20 protein-coding genes are annotated in these 19,008 nt (G+C 64.7%); 13 read left to right on the forward strand and 7 right to left on the reverse strand.

What is annotated here, in order from left to right:
- The coding region (locus B5G43_RS03130) for an AI-2E family transporter (protein ID WP_087259019.1) at window positions 1-833 on the reverse strand (833 nt) is incomplete at its 3' end.
- A gap of 179 nt (window positions 834-1,012) precedes the next feature.
- On the opposite strand from B5G43_RS03130, the gene B5G43_RS03135 reads away from it, so the two are divergent.
- The 7 genes from B5G43_RS03135 to B5G43_RS03165 all read left to right on the forward strand — a co-directional run bounded on the left by B5G43_RS03135 (window position 1,013) and on the right by B5G43_RS03165 (window position 8,019).
- Window positions 1,013-1,453, forward strand: coding sequence for an ACT domain-containing protein (locus B5G43_RS03135; protein WP_087259020.1), 441 nt, complete (start codon window positions 1,013-1,015; stop codon window positions 1,451-1,453).
- Between the two features lie 31 nt (window positions 1,454-1,484).
- Window positions 1,485-2,696 (forward strand): homoserine dehydrogenase, encoded by a 1,212-nt coding sequence (locus B5G43_RS03140; protein WP_087259021.1) that lies wholly within the window; start codon window positions 1,485-1,487, stop codon window positions 2,694-2,696.
- A 98-nt stretch (window positions 2,697-2,794) separates the two neighbouring features.
- Entirely contained in the window at window positions 2,795-4,024 is a 1,230-nt protein-coding gene (locus B5G43_RS03145; protein WP_087259022.1) for an aspartate kinase, read from the forward strand.
- A 108-nt stretch (window positions 4,025-4,132) separates the two neighbouring features.
- The gene (locus tag B5G43_RS03150; RefSeq protein ID WP_087259023.1) at window positions 4,133-4,624 is read left to right on the forward strand and encodes a sigma-70 family RNA polymerase sigma factor; all 492 of its coding nucleotides are present in this window, start codon (window positions 4,133-4,135) and stop codon (window positions 4,622-4,624) included.
- Window positions 4,611-5,702 carry a hypothetical protein gene (locus B5G43_RS03155; RefSeq protein ID WP_087259024.1) on the forward strand — a complete coding sequence of 364 codons (1,092 nt, stop codon included), beginning with the start codon at window positions 4,611-4,613 and terminating at the stop codon, window positions 5,700-5,702. Before B5G43_RS03150 ends, B5G43_RS03155 begins: the two co-directional genes overlap by 14 nt.
- A 312-nt stretch (window positions 5,703-6,014) precedes the next feature.
- The gene (locus tag B5G43_RS03160; RefSeq protein ID WP_087259025.1) at window positions 6,015-6,713 is read left to right on the forward strand and encodes an ATP-dependent Clp protease proteolytic subunit; all 699 of its coding nucleotides are present in this window, start codon (window positions 6,015-6,017) and stop codon (window positions 6,711-6,713) included.
- A 112-nt stretch (window positions 6,714-6,825) separates the two neighbouring features.
- Window positions 6,826-8,019, forward strand: a complete 1,194-nt coding sequence (locus tag B5G43_RS03165) for a coenzyme F420-0:L-glutamate ligase (RefSeq protein WP_087259026.1) — start codon at window positions 6,826-6,828, stop codon at window positions 8,017-8,019.
- A 34-nt stretch (window positions 8,020-8,053) separates the two neighbouring features.
- On the opposite strand, the gene B5G43_RS03170 is transcribed toward B5G43_RS03165, so the two are convergent.
- The 6 genes from B5G43_RS03170 to rpmB form a co-directional block, all read right to left on the reverse strand.
- The gene (locus B5G43_RS03170) at window positions 8,054-8,800 is read right to left on the reverse strand and encodes an amino acid ABC transporter ATP-binding protein (RefSeq protein ID WP_087259027.1); all 747 of its coding nucleotides are present in this window, start codon (window positions 8,798-8,800) and stop codon (window positions 8,054-8,056) included.
- A gap of 34 nt (window positions 8,801-8,834) precedes the next feature.
- Window positions 8,835-9,686 (reverse strand): transporter substrate-binding domain-containing protein, encoded by an 852-nt coding sequence (locus tag B5G43_RS03175; protein WP_087259028.1) that lies wholly within the window; start codon window positions 9,684-9,686, stop codon window positions 8,835-8,837.
- A gap of 61 nt (window positions 9,687-9,747) precedes the next feature.
- Window positions 9,748-10,440, reverse strand: coding sequence for an amino acid ABC transporter permease (locus tag B5G43_RS03180; protein ID WP_087259029.1), 693 nt, complete (start codon window positions 10,438-10,440; stop codon window positions 9,748-9,750).
- 211 nt (window positions 10,441-10,651) lie between these two features.
- Window positions 10,652-11,308 carry a hypothetical protein gene (locus B5G43_RS03185; protein ID WP_087259030.1) on the reverse strand — a complete coding sequence of 219 codons (657 nt, stop codon included), beginning with the start codon at window positions 11,306-11,308 and terminating at the stop codon, window positions 10,652-10,654.
- Complete coding sequence (locus tag B5G43_RS03190; protein ID WP_087259031.1) at window positions 11,301-12,224, reverse strand: rhodanese-like domain-containing protein; 924 nt, start codon at window positions 12,222-12,224, stop codon at window positions 11,301-11,303. Before B5G43_RS03190 ends, B5G43_RS03185 begins: the two co-directional genes overlap by 8 nt.
- 193 nt (window positions 12,225-12,417) lie before the next feature.
- Entirely contained in the window at window positions 12,418-12,606 is a 189-nt protein-coding gene (gene rpmB / locus B5G43_RS03195) for a 50S ribosomal protein L28 (RefSeq protein ID WP_087259032.1), read from the reverse strand.
- Between the two features lie 184 nt (window positions 12,607-12,790).
- Here rpmB and hprK point away from each other — a divergent pair, with 184 nt between their 5' ends.
- From hprK to B5G43_RS03225, 6 genes are all read left to right on the forward strand, one after another.
- Complete coding sequence (gene hprK / locus B5G43_RS03200) at window positions 12,791-13,738, forward strand: HPr(Ser) kinase/phosphatase (RefSeq protein ID WP_087259033.1); 948 nt, start codon at window positions 12,791-12,793, stop codon at window positions 13,736-13,738.
- 190 nt (window positions 13,739-13,928) lie between these two features.
- Window positions 13,929-14,780, forward strand: coding sequence for a papain-like cysteine protease family protein (locus B5G43_RS03205; protein ID WP_087259034.1), 852 nt, complete (start codon window positions 13,929-13,931; stop codon window positions 14,778-14,780).
- Between the two features lie 122 nt (window positions 14,781-14,902).
- The gene (locus B5G43_RS03210) at window positions 14,903-16,135 is read left to right on the forward strand and encodes a class I SAM-dependent rRNA methyltransferase (protein ID WP_087259035.1); all 1,233 of its coding nucleotides are present in this window, start codon (window positions 14,903-14,905) and stop codon (window positions 16,133-16,135) included.
- A gap of 12 nt (window positions 16,136-16,147) precedes the next feature.
- On the forward strand, window positions 16,148-16,546 hold the full coding sequence (locus tag B5G43_RS03215; RefSeq protein ID WP_087259036.1) for a ribonuclease III domain-containing protein: 399 nt from the start codon (window positions 16,148-16,150) through the stop codon (window positions 16,544-16,546).
- Between the two features lie 3 nt (window positions 16,547-16,549).
- On the forward strand, window positions 16,550-18,280 hold the full coding sequence (locus B5G43_RS03220; RefSeq protein ID WP_087259037.1) for an NFACT RNA binding domain-containing protein: 1,731 nt from the start codon (window positions 16,550-16,552) through the stop codon (window positions 18,278-18,280).
- 10 nt (window positions 18,281-18,290) lie between these two features.
- Window positions 18,291-18,980: a response regulator transcription factor gene (locus B5G43_RS03225; RefSeq protein WP_087259038.1), complete on the forward strand. Its 690-nt coding sequence runs from the start codon at window positions 18,291-18,293 to the stop codon at window positions 18,978-18,980.
- The last annotated feature ends 28 nt before the right edge of the window (window positions 18,981-19,008 follow it).

Below are 19,008 nucleotides of genomic sequence, written 5' to 3' on the forward strand. Positions count from 1 at the left end.
CCCCACAGCAGGGCCCCCGCCGCCCAGGGGAGGAGCACCGCGCCGGAGCCCAGCACGGGCAGCAGGTCCACCAAAGCGGTGAAGAGGGCCCACAGCGGCGCGCCCTTCACCCGCAGCAGCAGAAACCCCACGGTGAGGAGGGAAGCGGTGAGGAGCATCAGGGTGCCCTGGGCCTTCAGCCAGCCCCCGAAGGCGGCGCGCAGGGCTTCACCGGCCCGGTCCAGCTTCTCCTGCCAGCGGGGCGGGAGCTGTCGGCGGAAGAAGGCCTTGACCTCCGGCCGCTGGGCGCTGAAGAGCCCACCGGCCAGCAGGGCGGTGCCGGCGGAAAAGGCCAGCCCCGGCAGGTCCGAGGCCCACCGGCCCGCCGCCCGGGCGAGCTCCGCCGCCGCGGCGGTGAGCAGCTCGCCCACCCCGTCGGCAAGCCCCTCCAGAGCCTGCCGCAGGGGCTCCTGGAGGGGGACCGGCGCGCCCACCAGCAGCCGGTCTGCCAGGTCCTTCCCCAGCCCGGTCCAGCCCTGGGCCCCAGCGAGGAGGAGGGGGAGGCGCTCCAGCAGGGCCGCGCCCTCCCCGGCCAGCCACCAGAGAAACAGCCCCGCCCCGGCGCACACAAACAGGGTGAATAGAGTGAATATCACCCCGGCCGCCGTCGGGCGGGCCAGACCCAGCCGGCACAGCCCCCGCACCGGGCGCTCCAGCGCCGCGGCCAGGGCCCAGGCTGCCAGAAGGGGGGCGCACCAGGGCAAAACCCACCGCAGGAACAGCCAAAAAACAGCCGCGGCCAGAACCGGCCGCAGCACCGGATACTGGTGTGTCAGACGGAGAAATGGGCGCAAAAGGGCCTCCTTTCCGCCGCTTCTGTAAAAAGCGACAAAATTAAGCGGATTTCTACCCGGTTTCTTGTGTGGACTTTGAATGTTTTCTCAGTTGCATTCAACGCTTTCTTGTGCTAAAATGTAAGCCACACCATTACAAATGCCTTTGGCACAAGGACATCATGGGAGGGGAGAACCACATGCCCAGAACACCGAATTATTTTATCGTGGATGCCTCCGCGCTGCCGGAGGTTTTCCTCAAGGTGGCGGAGGCCAAGCGGATGTTGGAGACCGGCGAGGCGGACACCGTGAACATGGCCACCCGGAAGGTGGGGATCAGCCGCAGCGCATTTTATAAATATAAGGATGCGGTGCGGCCCTTCAACGACATGCTCCACGGGCGCATCGTCACATTCCAGATCCTGCTGAAGGACGAGCCGGGCGTGCTCTCGGCGGTCCTCAATATCTTTGCCCAGAGCGGCGGGAATATTCTGACCATCAATCAGGGCATCCCGGTCAATGGCTGTGCGGCCGTGACCATCGGGGCCGAGACCTCCAGCCTCCAGCTCTCGCTGGAGGACCTGCTGGGCCGGGCGCTGGAGGTGCCCGGCGTGGTCCGGTGCGAGATCCTGGCGGGCTAGGGGCCCGCGGAAGAGAAGGAGGAAACGAGACATGATCAACGTGGCAATCATGGGTTTCGGCGTTGTGGGCTCCGGCGTGGCCGAGGTCCTCACCGGTAACGCCGGCCAGATCGACCGCAAGGCGGAGGAGAGCATCCGCCTGAAATATATCCTGGACGTGCGGGACTTCCCCGACAGCCTCTTCGCGGACAAGTTCGTCCACGACTTTGCTGTCATCGAGAACGACCCGGACGTGGATATCGTGGTGGAGACCATCGGCGGCGTCCGCGCGGCCAAGGACTTCACCGAGCGGGCCCTGAAGGCGGGCAAGAGCGTGGTCACCTCCAACAAGGAGCTGGTGGCCACCCACGGCTACGACCTGCTGCGCCTGGCCGAGGAGCACGGCGTGAGCTATCTCTTCGAGGCCAGCGTGGGCGGCGGTATCCCCATCATCCGCCCGCTGAACCAGTGCCTGGCGGCCAACGAGATCGAGGAGATTGTGGGCATCCTCAACGGCACCACCAACTATATCCTCACCCGCATGATCCGCTCCGGCCTGTCCTTTGAGGCGGCGCTGAAGGAGGCCCAGCAGAACGGCTATGCCGAGCAGGACCCCACCGCCGACATCGAGGGCCACGACGCCTGCCGGAAGATCTGCATTCTGTCCTCTCTGGCCTTCGGCCAGCACGTCTACCCCGACCAGGTGCCCACCGAGGGCATCACCAAGGTGACCCTGGCCGACGTGGCGTACGCCGAGTCCTGCGGCCACAAGATCAAGCTCCTGGGCCGGTGCATCCGCCGGGAGGACGGCAAGCTCTGCGTCTACGTGGCGCCCCACCTGGTGGACAGTGAAAACCCCCTGGCCGGCGTGGAGGACGTGTTCAACGCCATCACCGTCAAGGGCAACGCTGTGGGCGACGTGATGTTCTACGGCCGCGGCGCGGGCAAGCTGCCCACCGCCTCCGCCGTGGTGGCCGATGTGGTGGACGCCGCCAAGCACCGCCGGGGCCGCAAGTACCTCCACTGGGGTCCGGGCAGCGCCGAGCTGGTGGTGCCGCCCACCGAGCTGGAGAGCGCCTGGTACGTCCGGGTGCAGGCGGGCTCCGACGCGGTCCGCGCCGCCTTTGGCGAGGTGACCCTGCTGGCCCGCCCCGGCGCGCCGGAGGGGGAGAACGCCTTCCTCACCGCCCCCATGACCGAGGGCGCGGTGCGGGAGAAGCTCACCGCTCTGGGCGGAAGCGCCTCGCTGCTGCGGGTGCTGTGAGGACGGCGCCGGGCGCGGCGACATAGGATAACAGGACGGAGCGGTGGGGACCCCCCGCCGCTCCGCTACTCTTGAAGTTTTAGGGGGTACAACGCTCTATGGGACTTATCGTACAGAAATTCGGCGGATCATCGGTGGCCAACGCCGACAAGATCCGCAATGTGGCCCGCATCATCACCGAGACCTACCGCCGGGGCCATAATGTGGTGGCGGTGCTCTCCGCCCAGGGTGACACCACCGACGACCTGATCGCCAAGGCCGCCGAGATCAACCCCAGGGCCTCCAAGCGGGAGATGGATATGCTCCTCTCCACCGGCGAGCAGATCTCCTGCTCCCTGTGCGCCATGGCCATCGAGGCCATGGGCTATCCGGTGGTGTCCCTCACCGGATGGCAGGCGGGCATCCGCACCAATTCTACGTACTCCAACGCCCGGGTCAAGCGCATCCTGCCCGAGCGGGTGCTGGCCGAGCTGGATAAGCGCAGCATCGTGATCGTCACCGGCTTCCAGGGCATCAACAAGTATGACGACATCACCACCCTGGGCCGGGGCGGCTCCGATACCTCCGCCGTGGCGCTGGCCGCCGCGCTCCAGGCCGACCTGTGCCAGATCTACACTGACGTGGACGGCGTGTACACCGCCGATCCCCGCCACGTCACCGGGGCGCAGAAGCTGGACGAGATCACCTATGACGAGATGCTGGAGCTGGCCAGCCTGGGCGCCCAGGTCCTCCACAACCGCTCGGTGGAGATGGCCAAGCGGTACAGCGTCAATCTGGAAGTGCTCTCCAGCTTCTCCGGCCAGCCCGGCACCAAAGTCAAGGAGGTTACAAAGAACATGGAAAAGGTATACATCAGCGGCGTGGCCAAGGACAGCGACATCGCCCGTGTGGCCGTGATCGGCCTGCCCGACGAGCCGGGCATCGCCTTCAAGGTGTTCTCCGCCCTGGGCAAGGAAAAGATCAACGTGGACATCATCCTCCAGTCCATCGGCCGCCACGGCACCAAGGACATCAGCTTCACCGTGAAGCACGAGGACATGGACCGGGCCAAGGAGCTCCTGGAGGAGCGGAAGGAGGCCTTCCGCTTCGACCACATCGACGTGGTGGACACGGTGGCCAAGGTGTCCATTGTGGGTGCGGGCATGGTCAACAACTCGGGCGTTGCCTCCCGGATGTTCGAGGCTCTGTACGGCGCGGGCATCAACATCAACATGATCTCCACCTCCGAGATCAAGATCTCGGTTCTGGTGGCCAAGAAGGACGCCGACCGGGCGGTCCAGGCCATCCACGACCGCTTCTTCAACCAGTACGGCAACAACGGCAACTGATGCCTTGTGTTCTGCGGGACCTCTTGCAAAAGGGGTCCCGCATTTTTTGTCGCATAAGGCCTGTCCGGGGTGTCTAATGGGCAGAACAGGAAGAAGGAGGAATGTGACATGGACGGTTCGGTGGACGCCCCGCGGCTGCTGGAGGCGTATGGAGATACCCTGCTGCGGCTGTGCTATCTGTACCTGGGGGACCGGGATCAGGCGGAGGACGCGGTGCAGGAGACCTTTCTCCGGGCGCTGCGGGCCTGGCCCCGGTTCCGGGGGGAGAGCAGCGAGGAGACGTGGCTCACCCGCATCGCCATCAATGTCTGTAAGAACGAGCTGCGCAGCCCCTGGCGGCGCAGGAGAGCCCCGGCGGAGCATCTGGACACCCTGGCGGTGGAGGCCCCCGAGGCGGCGGACGACACCTTGGTGCGGGCGGTGGGGCATCTGCCGCCCAAATATCGGGAGGTGATCGTGCTCTATTACTACCGGGAGTGGAGCGCCGCCCAGATCGCCCAGCGCCTGGGCCTGCCGGTGTCCACGGTGACGGTACGTCTGAGCCGGGCGCGCAAGATGCTTTACGAGCGATTGGAGGGTTGGTACTATGGAAGAGCTTGATCTGAAACGGCAGTTGGAGCGGGAGCTGGAGCCGGTCCGCCTGAGCGCGGCGCGCCGGGCGGCCATTCTGGAGGCGGTGGAGCGCCAACCGGCCCGGCGCACGTGGAGGGGCCCGGCGCGGGTCCTGCTGGCGGCGGCGCTGGCCTGTGGGCTTCTGGGCACGGCGGCACTGGCGCTGTCGCCCACTCTGCGGGAGCGGGTGAACGCCCTGCTGGGGGAGTTTGCCCCGTACAGCCAGGAGGTGGAGGGGGTCTCCGCCGTGGATCAGGGCGTGGAGCTCCGGGCGGTGCGGAGCCTGTCGGACGGCAATCAGGTCTGGGTCTATCTGGAGGCCCGGGACCTGGAGGAGGCGCGTTTGGGCCCCTTTACCGAGCTGGAGGAGGACCTGGGCGTGCTGTACGGCAATCTGGACGGAGCGGGCTGGACCGACGGGGAGGGATTCACTAATACCTGCCTGGGGTACGACGAGGAGAGCGGAGTGGCTCTCTTCCGACTTCAGTTCACCGGCCTGGGCGCGCCCGCGCCCGATGATACCTTCACCCTGGCGGTGGACCGCATCAGCCCGGAGGTGCGCCGGGGCAGCGCGCCGCTGGCACAGCCCACGGGGGAGACGCTGGAGAGCCAGGTGCTGCCGTCCGGGGAGACGGTCCTGGTGCCGGAGCAGAACCTCCAGTCCTGTTCGGAGACCGATCTCTTTACCCTCTCGTCCTACGGCTTCGGCTCGGACGGCGTGCTGCACGTCCAGCTGCGGCTGGACGGGAAGGAGCTGGACCAGGAGCGGAGCACCTTCCACGTCCAGGTGTCCAGCCGCCGCTATCAGGCCACCGGCGCGGAGGAGGATTACCGGACCGAGGCCCGCTACAACCGCTCCGGGGAGAACGCCCGGGTGTATTTCTGGCAAAACGGCGTACTGTACTGCGACATCTCCACAGGAGTGACCCCGGCGGACCTGGCGGACGCCGTGGTGGAGAAGGTATATGGGACCCGCTTCCGGGGGGAGACCCTGGAGGGGGACTGGACGCTGGAGATCCCGCTGGAGGACGTGCCGGTGCGGACCGTCCAGATGGATGAGGGGTAGACCCTGACCCTCTCCGCCCTGGGCTGCACGGCAGAGAGCCAGGACCGGGCGAGCGCCGCAGCGTGGAACGGGGCGCTGACGGTCTATCTGCAAGACGGCACGGTGCAGCGGGTGGAAGCGCCTGACGGGCACGCCTATCCTCAGGGAGCGGCGGCCGTAGTCCGCTGGAGCTTTGACGAGCCCATCGACCCGAAAGCAGTGACGGCCGTGGCCTTTGGGGAATGGTACATTCCCATCGGAGCGGAAGAGCCGCTCGCATAAAGCGGGAAAACCGGGACAACCTAACCTCAAATCAACGAGGGAGGCAGCGCCATGGAACCGGACAAACAGAATCAGGAGCAGAACCAAAACGACGAGCGGCAGCAGACCATTGAGGACCTGGGGTCCACGGTCATCCGCACCAAGCGGGGGACCATCCACACCCTCACCATCGTGGGGCAGATCGAGGGGCACCAGGTCCTGGACGCCTCCACCAAGACCACCAAGTACGAGCATGTGCTCCCCCTGCTGGCGGCGGTGGAGGAGAGCGACGACGTGGACGGGCTCCTGGTGCTCCTCAACACGGTGGGGGGCGACATCGAGGCGGGGCTGGCCATCGCCGAGCTCATCTCCGGCATGAAAAAGCCCACGGTGTCCCTGGTGCTGGGAGGCGGGCACTCCATCGGGGTGCCCCTGGCGGTGTCGGCCCGGGAGTCCTTCATCGCCCCCTCGGCGGCCATGACCATCCACCCGGTGCGCCTCAACGGCACCATCATCGGGGTATCCCAGACCTTCCACTATTTTTCCCGCATCCAGGAGCGGATTTTGCAGTTCGTCACCCACAATAGTCATGTAAAGGCGAATACCTTTACAAAGCTCATGCTTCAGACCGGGGAGCTGGCCGCCGACGTGGGCAGCGTCATCTACGGCGAGGAGGCGGTGTCCATCGGCCTCATCGACCACATCGGCGGCCTCTCCGACGCCCTGGCGGCCCTCCACCGGGCCATCGACCGGACAAAAGCGGGGAATTGACCCCTGGACTGGAAAGTTTTGTTTACAAGCGGCTCGATTTATTGTATAATAAGCTGTAACTGCGCACTGGCGCGGTACGGGAATTCTGAAACTTGTTTAGGAGTGTTGTACAATGAGCCGTATGGTCGGAACCGTTTCCCGGGGCATCCGGGCTCCCATCATCCGCAGCGGCGATGATCTGGCGCAGATCGTGCCCGAGTCCGTGCTGGCTGCCGCGGCCGACGACGGGTTTGCCGTCCGCGACCGGGACGTCATCGCCATGACCGAGGCCATCGTGGCCCGGGCCCAGGGCAACTACGCCTCGGTGGACGACATCGCCGCCGACGTGAAGGCCAAGCTGGGCGGCGGCACCGTGGGTGTGGTGTTCCCCATCCTGAGCCGCAACCGCTTTTCCATCTGCCTGCGGGGCATCGCCAAGGGCGCCAAGAAGATCGTCCTGCAGCTGAGCTATCCCTCCGACGAGGTGGGCAACCACCTCATTGACCCCGACGTGATGGATGAGAAGGGCATCGACCCCTACCGGGACGTGCTGACCCTGGAGCAGTTCCGGGCCCTGTTCGGCTATCCCAAGCACCCCTTCACCGGCATGGACTACGTGGCCTATTATACCCAGCTCATCGAGGAGTGCGGCGCCGAGGCGGAGATCATCTTCGCCAACGACCCCCGCGCCGTGCTGGAGCACACCAAGGACGTGCTGGCCTGTGACATCCACACCCGCAAGCGCACCAAGCGTCTCCTGAAGGCCGCCGGCGGCGAGCGGGTCTTTGGCATGGACGAGATCCTCAACGCCCCCGTGAACGGCAGCGGCTACAATGAGCAGTACGGCCTCCTGGGCTCCAACAAGTCCACCGAGGACACCGTGAAGCTCTTCCCCCGGGACTGCCAGGGTCTGGTGGAGGCCATCCAGAAGACCATGCTGGAGAAGACCGGCAAGCACGTGGAGGTCATGGTCTACGGCGACGGCGCTTTCAAGGACCCCGTGGGCAAGATCTGGGAGCTGGCCGACCCGGTGGTCTCCCCGGCCTACACCCCCGGCCTGGAGGGCACCCCCAACGAACTGAAGCTGAAGTATCTGGCCGACAACGACTTCGCCCACCTGAGCGGCGAGGCGCTGCGCAGCGCCATCAAGGCGGAGATCGAGAAGAAGGATGGAGACCTGGTGGGGAAGATGGTGTCGGAGGGCACCACCCCCCGGCGGCTCACCGACCTCATCGGCTCTCTGTGCGACCTGACCTCCGGCTCGGGGGACAAGGGCACCCCCATCGTCTACATCCAGGGCTATTTCGACAACTACACCACTGAATAAAAGAAAAGCGCGTCGCAGCTGCGGCGCGCTTTTGCTATCCCTTTTGCTGGATGAACTGGAGGAATTGCTGGATACGGGGGTTCTGGGGGCGATCGATGATCTCCTCCGGGGTGCCGTCGCCGGCCACCTGCCCGCCATCCAGGAAGAGGATGCGGGAGGCCACCTGCCGGGCAAAGTGGATCTCGTGGGTGACGATGAGCATGGTGGACTTCCGCTCCTCCGCCAGGGCCCGGATGGTGTTCAGCACCTCCGCCACCAGTTCGGGGTCCAGGGCGGAAGTGGGCTCATCGAAGAGGAGCACGTCCGGCTCCATGGCCAGGGCCCGGGCGATACCCACCCGCTGCTGCTGGCCGCCGGAGAGCTTGGAGGGGTAGTAGTCCTTCCGGTCCAGCATCCCCACCTTGTCCAGCAGGGCCAGGGCCTGCTCCCGGGCCTGGGCCTTGTCCCGCTTCTGCACCAGGACCGGCGCGGCCATCACATTCTCCAGAGCGGTCTTGTTCTTGAACAGGTTGTAGCTCTGAAAGACCATGGCAGAGTGGGCCCGCAGGGCCTTGACCTGGGCCTTGGTGTGGTTGGCGGCGTCCACCCGGGCGTCGCCGATGGTGATGACCCCCTCGGTGGGGACGCACAGATAGTTGAGGCAGCGCAGCAGGGTGGACTTGCCGGTGCCGGAGGGGCCCAGGATGGCCACCACCTCGTGGTCGTCCACTGTGAAGCTCACATCCCGCAGCACGTCTGTGCCCCCGTCAAAGCGCTTGGTGAGATGTTCTACCGATACCATGGAAGGGACTCCTTTCGCCGTAGGATCAGACGGCTCAGCGGTTGACGGTCAGGTCGTCGCCGAACCAGGTGACGCAGTACTCGGCCACGGTGCCGTCGTCCAGCATGGACTGCAGGGCGGTGTTGATGTCCTCCAGCTTGGCGGCGGAGGCGTCGTCCTTACGCACAAAGTAGGCCACCTGGCTCTCGGTCAGCTTTTCGTCCAGAATGGACAGGTCGGTGTCGGTGGTGTTGTAGCTGTGGATGGCGATGATGTCGTTGGCGCAGGCGTCGATACGGCCCAGGACCACGTCCTGGATGACCTCGGTGAAGGCCTCATAGGTCTTGACGGTGCAGCCCAGCTCGTCCTTGCGGGCCTCCATCTCGTCCAGGGCGGCGGAGCCGGCGGCCACGCCCACGGTCTTGCCCTTCAGATCGGCCAGGGTGGTGATGCCGGAGTCGGGGAGGACGGCCACGCCCACGGGGTCGCCGGCGTAGGGGATGGAGGCGTCGTACTTCTCCAGGCGCTCGTCGTTGATGCCGAAGAAGCAGGCGGCCACGTCGGCCTTGCCGGAGTCCAGCATGCCCCAGATGGCGTCAAAGGTGGTGGACTCGATGCTCACGTCGTACTGGTCGGACAGGCGGTTGGCCAGCTCGTTCCACATGTCGGCCTCAAAGCCCTTGAGCTCGCCGGTCTCCTCATCGGTGTAGCTGTACGGATTGAAGGTGCCGCCGCCGGTGACCACCACCAGGGACTCCTTCTCACCGGTCTCGCCGGTGGACTGGGAGGTGACGGGGGCGGAGTCCTCGGGGGGATTGCTGGCGGTGGTGGAGCCACCGGAACAGGCGGTGAGCCCCAGAGCCAGGGCGGCGGTCAGGGAAAGGGCGGCGATGCGTTTGCAGTTCATTTCAGATTCTCCTTTATTCCATATAATGTATGATGTGCGGCACGGCGCCGCGGGGAAACGATCAGTAGGCCTGGGCACAGCGCTTTTCCAGCCAGCGCTGCACGATATTCATCAGATTGACGATGATCCAGTAGAGGAGCATGACCCCCACATAGACCTCGAAATTCCGGCCGGAATTTCCCGCCAGGATCTTGGCCTTGCCCATCAGGTCGGTGACGCCCACCACGAAGACCACCGAGCTCATCTTCAGGATGCTGACGAAGTCGTTGAACAGGGGCGGGATGGCGACCCGGGCGGCCTGGGGCAGGATGACGTGGAACATGGTCTGGAGGCTGGAGAAGCCCAGGGAGGAGGCGGCCTCCTTCTGGCCCTCGTCCACCGACATGAGGGCGCCGCGGATGTTCTCGGCCATGTAGGAGCCCTGGTGGAGGCTCATGATGATACAGGCGGCAGTGAGGGCGTCCATGTCCCGGATGAAAGTGCTCACCGTGGCCAGACCGAAGTAGAAGAGAAAGAGCTGAGGCATAAGAGGAGTGCTGCGGAAAATCGAGAGATAGACGCTGGTGATCTGCCGCAGTACCGGTACGCGGTAGTAGCGGATGATGGCGGTGGCCACGCCCAGCACCAGGGCAAACAGGGCGGAGATAAGGGACAGTTCAAGGGTCAGCCCGATGGTGCTGGCCAACTTGGGAAGGGCCTCCAGAAAATAGGAGACACTGAAGAGGCGCTGGATGGATTCCAGCCAGGTTTGCATGGAAAAACACTCCTTTTTTGCCAAAACACATCGATTCTGGTCTGATAAAGTCATATGAGACCTCTATCCAGTATAAAGGTAGATGTGGGAAAGTCAAATTGTGAATCTCGATAGGGACAGACGGCATTATTGATAATGTGATGGGAAACATGCAAAATCCCACCTGTTCGAGTAACATAGGCGGGATTTTGCAGGAGGCATGGCAAAAAACTTATCTTCCAGACCGGGACCGGAAGAGATACAGAACTGCCACAGCCGCCGCGGCCAGGCGCAGCCCCAGCACCGCCCCATCGGGCAGGAGGGTGCGGTAGGGAGTGCAGCAGCCCAGGCGCACCAGAATGGCGGGCAGCAGGGCGGCGGCGCTCCAACCCAGACGGCGGGGGAGGGGGAGCCGGAGACAACCGGCGCACAGCGCACCCAGCCCCAGGGCGGCGGGCTGGAGGAGGGCCAGGAGGAAGAGGACGGGCCCCGCCCAGTGGGAATGTCTGCCCTGCCGGGCGAAGGGGGAGAGGAGGCTGCCCGCGCCGCCCCAGACCAGCGCGGCGCCCAGCCCGCCCAGAAGGGCGGCGAATACGGCGGCGAGGGGCCCCAGGCACTCCCGGGCGGCCAGCCACAGCAGCGGCGGCAGGTGGGGCAGCAGGGGCATGGGGAAGACGCTCAGGGCCACCACACCGGGGAAGGCGGCCCGCCCCTTCAGCCAGCCCTCCAGCGTGAGGACGCTGCGCTGGGTGAAGAGCATCAGCAGCCCGGAGACCCGGCTGCGGAGGGGCGGCAGGAGGGCCCACGCCGCGGCCAGAAGGGCGGCCAGGCCCAGGCACACCGCATAGCGGCGCGCCAGGGCCCGGCGGAACAGAGGGGGGTTACTCAACGGGCTGCACCGCGCACCAGCGGTAGTAGGACTCGTCGTAGTTGAGGGAGTTATCAAACCCGCACATCTCCAGGACGAGCTGCATGTAGGCCGAGCGGATGCCGGCGGTGCAGTAGGTGACGATGGTGTCGTCGGGGGTGAGGCCGGCCTCGGTGAACATGGCGGTGATCTCGTCGTTAGACTTCAGATAGCCCGCGTCGTTGAAGAGGTCGGTAAAGCGGATGTGGATGGCCCCGGGCAGGTGGCCACCGGCGGCCTCGCCGTAGAGGACCTGGCCGTCGTACTCCTCATCGGCCCGGACGTCCACCACTTTGTAGTCGTCATAATTGGCGGCCAGGGCGTCGGTGTTGATGAGGTGGGTCTCATCGATGGAGGAGATGGTGACTTCCGCAGGGGTGTAGTCGGAGGCGCCCTTCTGGGTGGGGAGCCCCGCGGCGGCCAGCTGGTCATAGCCGCAGTCGGCGATCTTCACCTCCGGGAAACCGGCGGCGATGAGTTCCCAGGCGATGCGTCCGTCGTCGCCCCAGCCGTCCTTGCCGGCGGAGAAGAGGATGATCTCCTTCTCGGGCGTGATGCCGAACTGGCTCAGCGCCGCGCTGAGCTGGTCCACGGGGAGGATGGTGCCCCACATGGCGTCGCCGGACTGGCCGTCGGATACGCTGGCCAGGGCCTGCCAGATCACCGCGATGGCCCCCTCCAGGGTGCCCTTCTTGGCGGCGTCCTCGCCCCGGGTGTCTACCAGGACCACGTCGTCCGCGCCCATGCGGGACTGGATGTACTCGGCATCCACCACGTATTCGCCGCTGAAGGCGACCGCGCCTTCCAGGTTTTCGGTGGCGGCGGGCTCCTTGGAGCATCCGACCAGGACGCCCAGGCAGAGAGACAGGGTGAGGAGCAGCGCAAGGATTCGTTTCATGGTTCTCGCTTCCTTTCTTGTTTGGCGGCCGTTTTCGGGGCCGCCCTTCCTGGAAAAAGTATACGGTAGGGAAGGGGGCGGTGTCCAATCAAGAAAGCTGATAAAAACGGGCAGTTTTATCGGGAAATGTACGAAAGAGAAAACAAAAACACCCATGCCATCGGCATGGGTGTTTTTTCTCTGGTAAAATGAATTACACAGCGCGGGTGACCTTACCCGAACGGAGGCACCGGGTGCACACATACACGTGCTTGGGCGTACCGTTGACAATCGCCTTGACACGCTTCACATTGGGCTTCCAGGGACGATTGCTGCGGCGGTGAGAGTGGGAAACCTTGATCCCGAACACGACACCCTTGTCGCAAAACTCGCATTTGGCCATTCGCTTGAACCTCCTCGCTTGTTCAATATCACGCTTGTAAAAGCATCGGCTATTAGAATAGCAGAAACTTTCGAAAAATGCAAGCCTTATTTTCAAAAAAATCTGTTTTTTTCGCGGCGGTTGCCAAAGGCCTCCGGCGGGTGGTATACTAGGGGCAACTACCAACCACAGGGAGGGAGCGCCCATGTCCAACCATTACGGCGTCAAGCTGAGCAAGCTCATCGATGAGTTCGGCCTGGAAGTCCTGCGGGGGGCGAAGAACTACCAGGAGCGGGTCATCGCCACCGAGGACGTGAACCGTCCGGGCCTTCAGCTCACCGGCTTTTTTGACTATTTCGATCCCGAGCGGCTCCAGGTCATCGGCCTGGTGGAGATCACCTACCTCAGCGGCCTGAGCGAGGAGGAGCGCCGCCGCCGCTTCCAGATGCTGCTGGAGCAGGAGATCCCCGCCCTCATCATCGCCCGGGGGATGGAGCCTTTCCCCGAGTGCATGGAGCTAGCCGAGCAGTATGACCGCACCATTCTGCGCTGCAACATCCCCACCACGGAATTTATCAGCAACATCGTCACCTCGCTGCACAACCATCTGGCCCCCCGCATTACCCGGCACGGCGTGCTGGTGGAGGTCTACGGCGAGGGCGTGCTGCTGATGGGCGACTCCGGCGTGGGTAAGAGCGAGACCGCCATCGAGCTGGTCAAGCGCGGCCACCGGCTCATCGCCGACGACGCGGTGGAGATCCGCCGCCTGAACAACCGGGATCTGGTGGGCACCGCGCCCGAGCTCATCCGCCACTATATGGAGCTGCGTGGCATCGGCGTGGTGGACGTGCGGCGACTCTTCGGTATGAGCGCCGTCAAAGAGGAGTCCAACATTGACATGATCATCAACCTGGAGCCCTGGCGGGAGGACGCGGTGTACGACCGTTTGGGCGTGGAGGAGAACTTCATGAAGGTGCTGGAGGTGGACGTGCCGGTGACCACCGTGCCGGTGAAGCCCGGACGGAATCTGGCGGTCATCATCGAGGTGGCGGCCATGAACAACCGCCACAAGAAGATGGGCTACAACTCCGCGCTGGAGTTCACCAAGCAGATCGACAGCCACTTCGATCAGGCGCTGAACGGAAACGGATAACCAACGAGACGGGCCAGCGGGGCATTTGCTCCGCCGGCCTGTTTTCTGCATTTCGCACAAAAACTATTTTTCCATTTTGTAGGAAGTGTGTATTGTCCCAGCCCCTTCCGGTTGCTATAATAACAGCCATCGCGCCAAAAACGGCGTCGAAATCGGAGCGGGACAGCTTCCCGCAGAAGGAGATCGAGAAATGAAACAAAAGGTCACTCTGGCTCTGGCCACCGCGCTGCTGCTGGGCGTAACGGCGGGCTGCAACGCGGCGGAACCTCAGACTTCCGGGGCGGTCACCCCATCCCTTGCGGATGCCACACCCACCGCGGCGCAGACCGCGGGCAATTTCAGCGATGAGATGAAGATCGATTATGCCGTGGACCTCTCGCCCGAGGACGGAGCCGACTCTGTGGAGCGGGCAGGGGACCACGCCGACTCCCCCTACTTCAGCCATCCGGATTTCTACAATCTGGAGTCCACCGACACCCTCACCATGCTCACCCATTTTGAGACCATCCAGCAGACCAGCGAGTGGTCCTGCGGCGTTACCAGCGCCCTTATGGTCCTCAACTGGTACGACGCGCTGGGGGACTGGAACGAGGAGAGCCTGGCCGCCCTGCGCCACAGCCTGGACGGCACCGAGATGGAGGGCTACCCCGGAACTACGCTGAAGCAGGCCATGGATATTTTTAACGGCGTGGGCGGCTTTGACTATATTACCACCCTGGACTATGCCGACGTGTACAACGAGGTCACGCTGGACACCATCCGGGGCTGGCTGGCCGAGGGCAAGCCGGTCATGGTGGCCTGGAACGACTGGGGCGGCCACTGGCAGGTCATCATCGGCTACGACACCATGGGCACCGAGACCTATCAGGACGATGTCATCATTGTGGCCGACCCCTACGATACCACCGACCACAACCAGGACGGCTACGGCATCTATCCCGCCGAGCGGTTCTACTACAACTTCACCATGTATAACTCCTTTACCGAGGAGGAGGGCGGCAACGATATGCTCTTTATCGTGCCCACCCCCGCCGAGGGCTAAAGGACCCAAAGAGCGCCTCTCCGGCTCCGGAGGGGCGCTCCTTCGTTGTAGGAGGGTTGTCATTTTTCCCGCTTTGCGGTATACTGAATCGTTAAGTGATCGAATCGATAAGGAGAGAAGCCATGAAACAGCAGCGCAGCTATGCCAAATGCACCATTACCCCCAAGGGAGAGCGGGCCATCGTGGGGGGCCACCCCTGGGTGTACGAGGGGGAAGTGGTCTCCCTGGAGGGGGACGTGGAGAACGGGGGCCTGGTGGACGTGGTCAGCAGCAAGGGCCGCTATCTGGGCACCGGCCTTCTGAGCCAAAGCTCCAAGATCCGGGTGCGCCTTCTGTCCCGCAACGCCAACGACACCTTCGACCGCGCCTTCTGGGAGCGCCGGGTCCGCTACGCCTGGGCCTATCGGAAGAGCGTGATGGGGGAGGAGGACCTGAGCTGCTGCCGCGTCATTTTCGGGGAGGCCGACTCCTTCCCGGGCCTCACCGTGGACCGCTTCTCCGATGTGCTGGTCACTCAGACCCTGTCCCTGGGCATGGAGAAGCTGAAGCCTGTCATCTTCCCCCTCCTGCGGCAGGTGCTGGAGGAGGACGGCCAGACCATCCGGGGCATCTATGAGCGCAACGACGTGGCTCTGCGCGCCCACGAGGGTTTGGAGGAAAACAAGGGCTGGTATTCCCTGGAGGGCTGCCCGGACCCGGGCCGCCCCTTCGCGGAGATCGTGGAGAACGGCATCCGCTATGAGGTGGACGTGGAGAACGGCCAAAAGACCGGCTTCTTCCTGGACCAGAAGTACAACCGCCGGGCGGTGGCCCAGCTGGCCCGGGGCAAGCGGGTGCTGGACTGCTTCACCCACACCGGCTCCTTCGCCCTCAACGCGGCCAAGGGCGGCGCGGCCCACGTCACCGCCGTGGATGTGTCCGAGGCGGCGGTGGAGCTGGCCCGGGAGAACGCCCGCATCAACGGCTTGGACGGCGTCATGGAGTGCCAGGCGGCCAATGTGTTCGACCTGCTGCCCGCCCTGGAGGCCAAGGGCGGCCACCCCTACGACTTCATCATCCTGGACCCGCCGGCCTTTACCAAGAGCCGCCGCACCGTGGACAGCGCCGCCCGGGGCTATAAGGAGATCAACTACCGGGCCATGAAGCTGCTCCCCCGGGGTGGGTATCTGGCCACCTGCTCCTGCTCCCACTTCATGGAGACGGGCCGGTTCATGCAGATGCTCCGCTCGGCGGCCTTTGACGCCGGGGTGCAGCTGCGGCAGATCGAGGCCCGCCAGCAGGCCCCCGACCACCCCATCCTCTGGAACGTGCCGGAGACCGACTATCTGAAATTCTTCCTCTTCCAGGTGGTATAAGGAGAGATCACGATGGACTATTTTCACTTGAACGCCTCCCGGGACCAGATCGCGGGCCTGAGCAATCTGGGCCTTGCCCACCTGGGGGACGCCGTCTTTGAGGTCATGGTGCGCTCCTGGTTGTGCCTCCACGGCAAGGCCAGCGCCCGGGGCCTCCACAAGGCCACCGTGCGCTATGTGGCCGCCCCGGCCCAGGCCAAGGCGGTGGAGCGCATCCTGCCCCTCCTGAGCGAGGAGGAGGGGGACGTGTACCGCCGGGGCCGCAACACCAGCCCCCACTCGGTGCCCCAGAACGCCAGCCGCGCCGACTACCAGAGCGCCACGGGCCTGGAGGCCCTCTTCGGCTGGCTCTATCTCCAGGGCCGCACCGACCGGCTCAACGAGCTTTTTGAGAAAATCATGGAGGAATAAGCCATGCCGCTTGACGCCATCTGCCTCTCCGCCGTGGTGGAGGAGCTGCGCACCGCCGTGGAGGGCGGGCGCATCGACAAGATCTATCAGCCCGGCCGGGACGAGGTGATCTTCGCCGTCCGGGGCAACACGGGCAACGTGAAGCTGCTGCTCTCCGCCAGCCCCAGCCAGCCCCGGGCCCAGCTCACCACCCTCCCCCGGGAGAACCCGGACAAGCCCCCCATGTTCTGCATGCTCCTGCGCAAGCACCTGACCGGCGGGCGCATCCTGTCCATCACCCAGCCCCCCATGGAGCGGCTCATCGACTTCACCATCGAGACCATCGACGAGCTGGGGGACAAGACCAAGCGCCGCCTGGTGCTGGAGTGCATGGGCCGCCGGGCCAACCTCCTGCTGCTGGACGGGGAGGGGCGCATCCTGGACTGTCTCCGCCGGGTGGACGGGGACCTGGCCAGCGGCAAGCGTCAGCTCTTACCCGGGCTCTTCTACCGCCTGCCGGAGCCGCCCAGCAAGTGCAACCCGCTCACCGCCACCGAGGAGGAGCGGAGGGAGGCCCTGGCCCACAATCCCATGGACAAGCGGCCGGACCAGCTGCTGCTGGACGCCTTCACCGGCATCTCCCCCCTTATTGCCCGGGAGCTGGCCGAGCGGGCGGAGACGAGTGGGACCGAAATTAGCTGTGAAGTAGAAAACCTTGTCAGACTGGAAGAGGCGAAAACCTTCTCTCCCACGGTCCTGGTCCGGGATGACAAGGTGTTTGACTTTACCTTTATGCCCATCACCCAGTACGGGACGGAGGTCCGCTGCGAGACCCGGGAGAGCTTTTCTCAGCTCCTGGACGAGTTTTACGCCAGCCGGGACCAGGCCGAGCGCACCAAGCAGCGGGGCCAGGACCTCATCAAATCGGTGACCAACGCCCGGGACCGGGTGGCCCGGAAGCTGGGCAACCAGCGCCGGGAGCTGGAGGCCACCTACGGCCGGGAGCGGCTTCGGGAGCTGGGGGACATCCTCACCTCCAACCTCCACGCCATGGAGAAGGGCATGCGCGTGCTGCGGACAGCGGACTTCTACGACCCGGAGTACAAGGAGATCGAGATCCCCCTGGACCCCCTGAAAACGCCCCAGCAGAACGCGGCCAAATACTATAAAGATTATAACAAGGCCAAGACCGCCGAGGAGGTCCTCACCGTCCAGATCGAGAAGGGCGAGAAGGAGCTGGAGTACCTGAACAGCGTCCTGGAGGCCATTGCCCTGGCGGAAGGCGAGCGGGATCTATTGGAAATCCGGCAGGAGCTCACCGACACCGGCTACCTCCGCCGCCAAAAGACCGCCGCCAAGCGGGAGAAGCGCCTGGCGGGCAAGCCCATGGAGTTCCGTTCCACGGCAGGCTTGCGCATCTCGGTGGGAAAGAACAACACCCAGAACGACCAGCTCACCACCCGCCTGGCGGGGAAGGGGGACATCTGGCTGCACACCCAGAAGATCCACGGCTCTCACGTCATTCTCTGGACCGGCGGGGAGGCCCCCGACGCCCAGAGCCTCAGCGAGGCGGCGGCGCTGGCCGCCTGGTTCTCCCAGGGCCGGGAGGGGAAGAAGGTGCCGGTGGACTATACGCCGGTGAAGTTCGTGAAAAAGCCCGCCGGAGCCCGGCCGGGTATGGTGATCTACACCACCTACCAGACCGCCTATGTGGACCCCGACGGGGATCTGGCCCGCCGTCTGCGGGTAAAATAAGGAGGACGCCATGGAGACCTGTCACATTCTGGTGGTGGAGGACGACCCGGACATCAACCGTCTGCTCTGCACGGTGCTGGGGAACGCCGGCTATGACTGCCGCCCGGCCTACTCGGGGAGCGAGGCCCAGCTGTGGGCCCAGCAGTACCAGTACGACCTGGTGCTGCTGGACCTGATGCTCCCCGGCCTCACCGGCGAGGAGCTCATCCGGGAGCTGCGGCGCAAGCGCACCATGCCCATCCTGGTGCTCTCGGCCAAGGCGGGCCTGGCCGACCGGGTGAACGTGCTGCGGCTGGGGGCGGACGACTTCATCCCTAAGCCCTTCGACAACGACGAGGTCCTGGCCCGGGTGGAGGCCCAGCTGCGCCGGTACAAGGAGTTCGACCGGGGCGGGGTGGGAGAGCGGGTGCTCTCCCACGGGTCCCTCACCCTGGACCCGGAGAGCATGGCCGTCACGGTGGGCGGTACGCCGGTGAGCCTCACCGCCCGGGAGTTCCGCATCCTGGAGCTGCTGCTCTCCCACCCCAAGAAGGTCTTTACCCGGGAACAGCTCTACGAGCAGGTGTGGCAGGGAGAGTATATGGGGGACGACAACACGGTGAACGTCCACATCTCCAACCTCCGCGCCAAGCTGAACAAGGCGTGCAAGGGCGAGTATATCAAGACGGTCTGGGGCATCGGGTTCAAGCTGGCGGACTAGGTTTCACACTTTCTTAATCTTTGCTTTA

It is taken from the genome of Flavonifractor sp. An92 (assembly GCF_002159175.1).
Lineage (GTDB): Bacteria > Bacillota > Clostridia > Oscillospirales > Oscillospiraceae > Pseudoflavonifractor_A.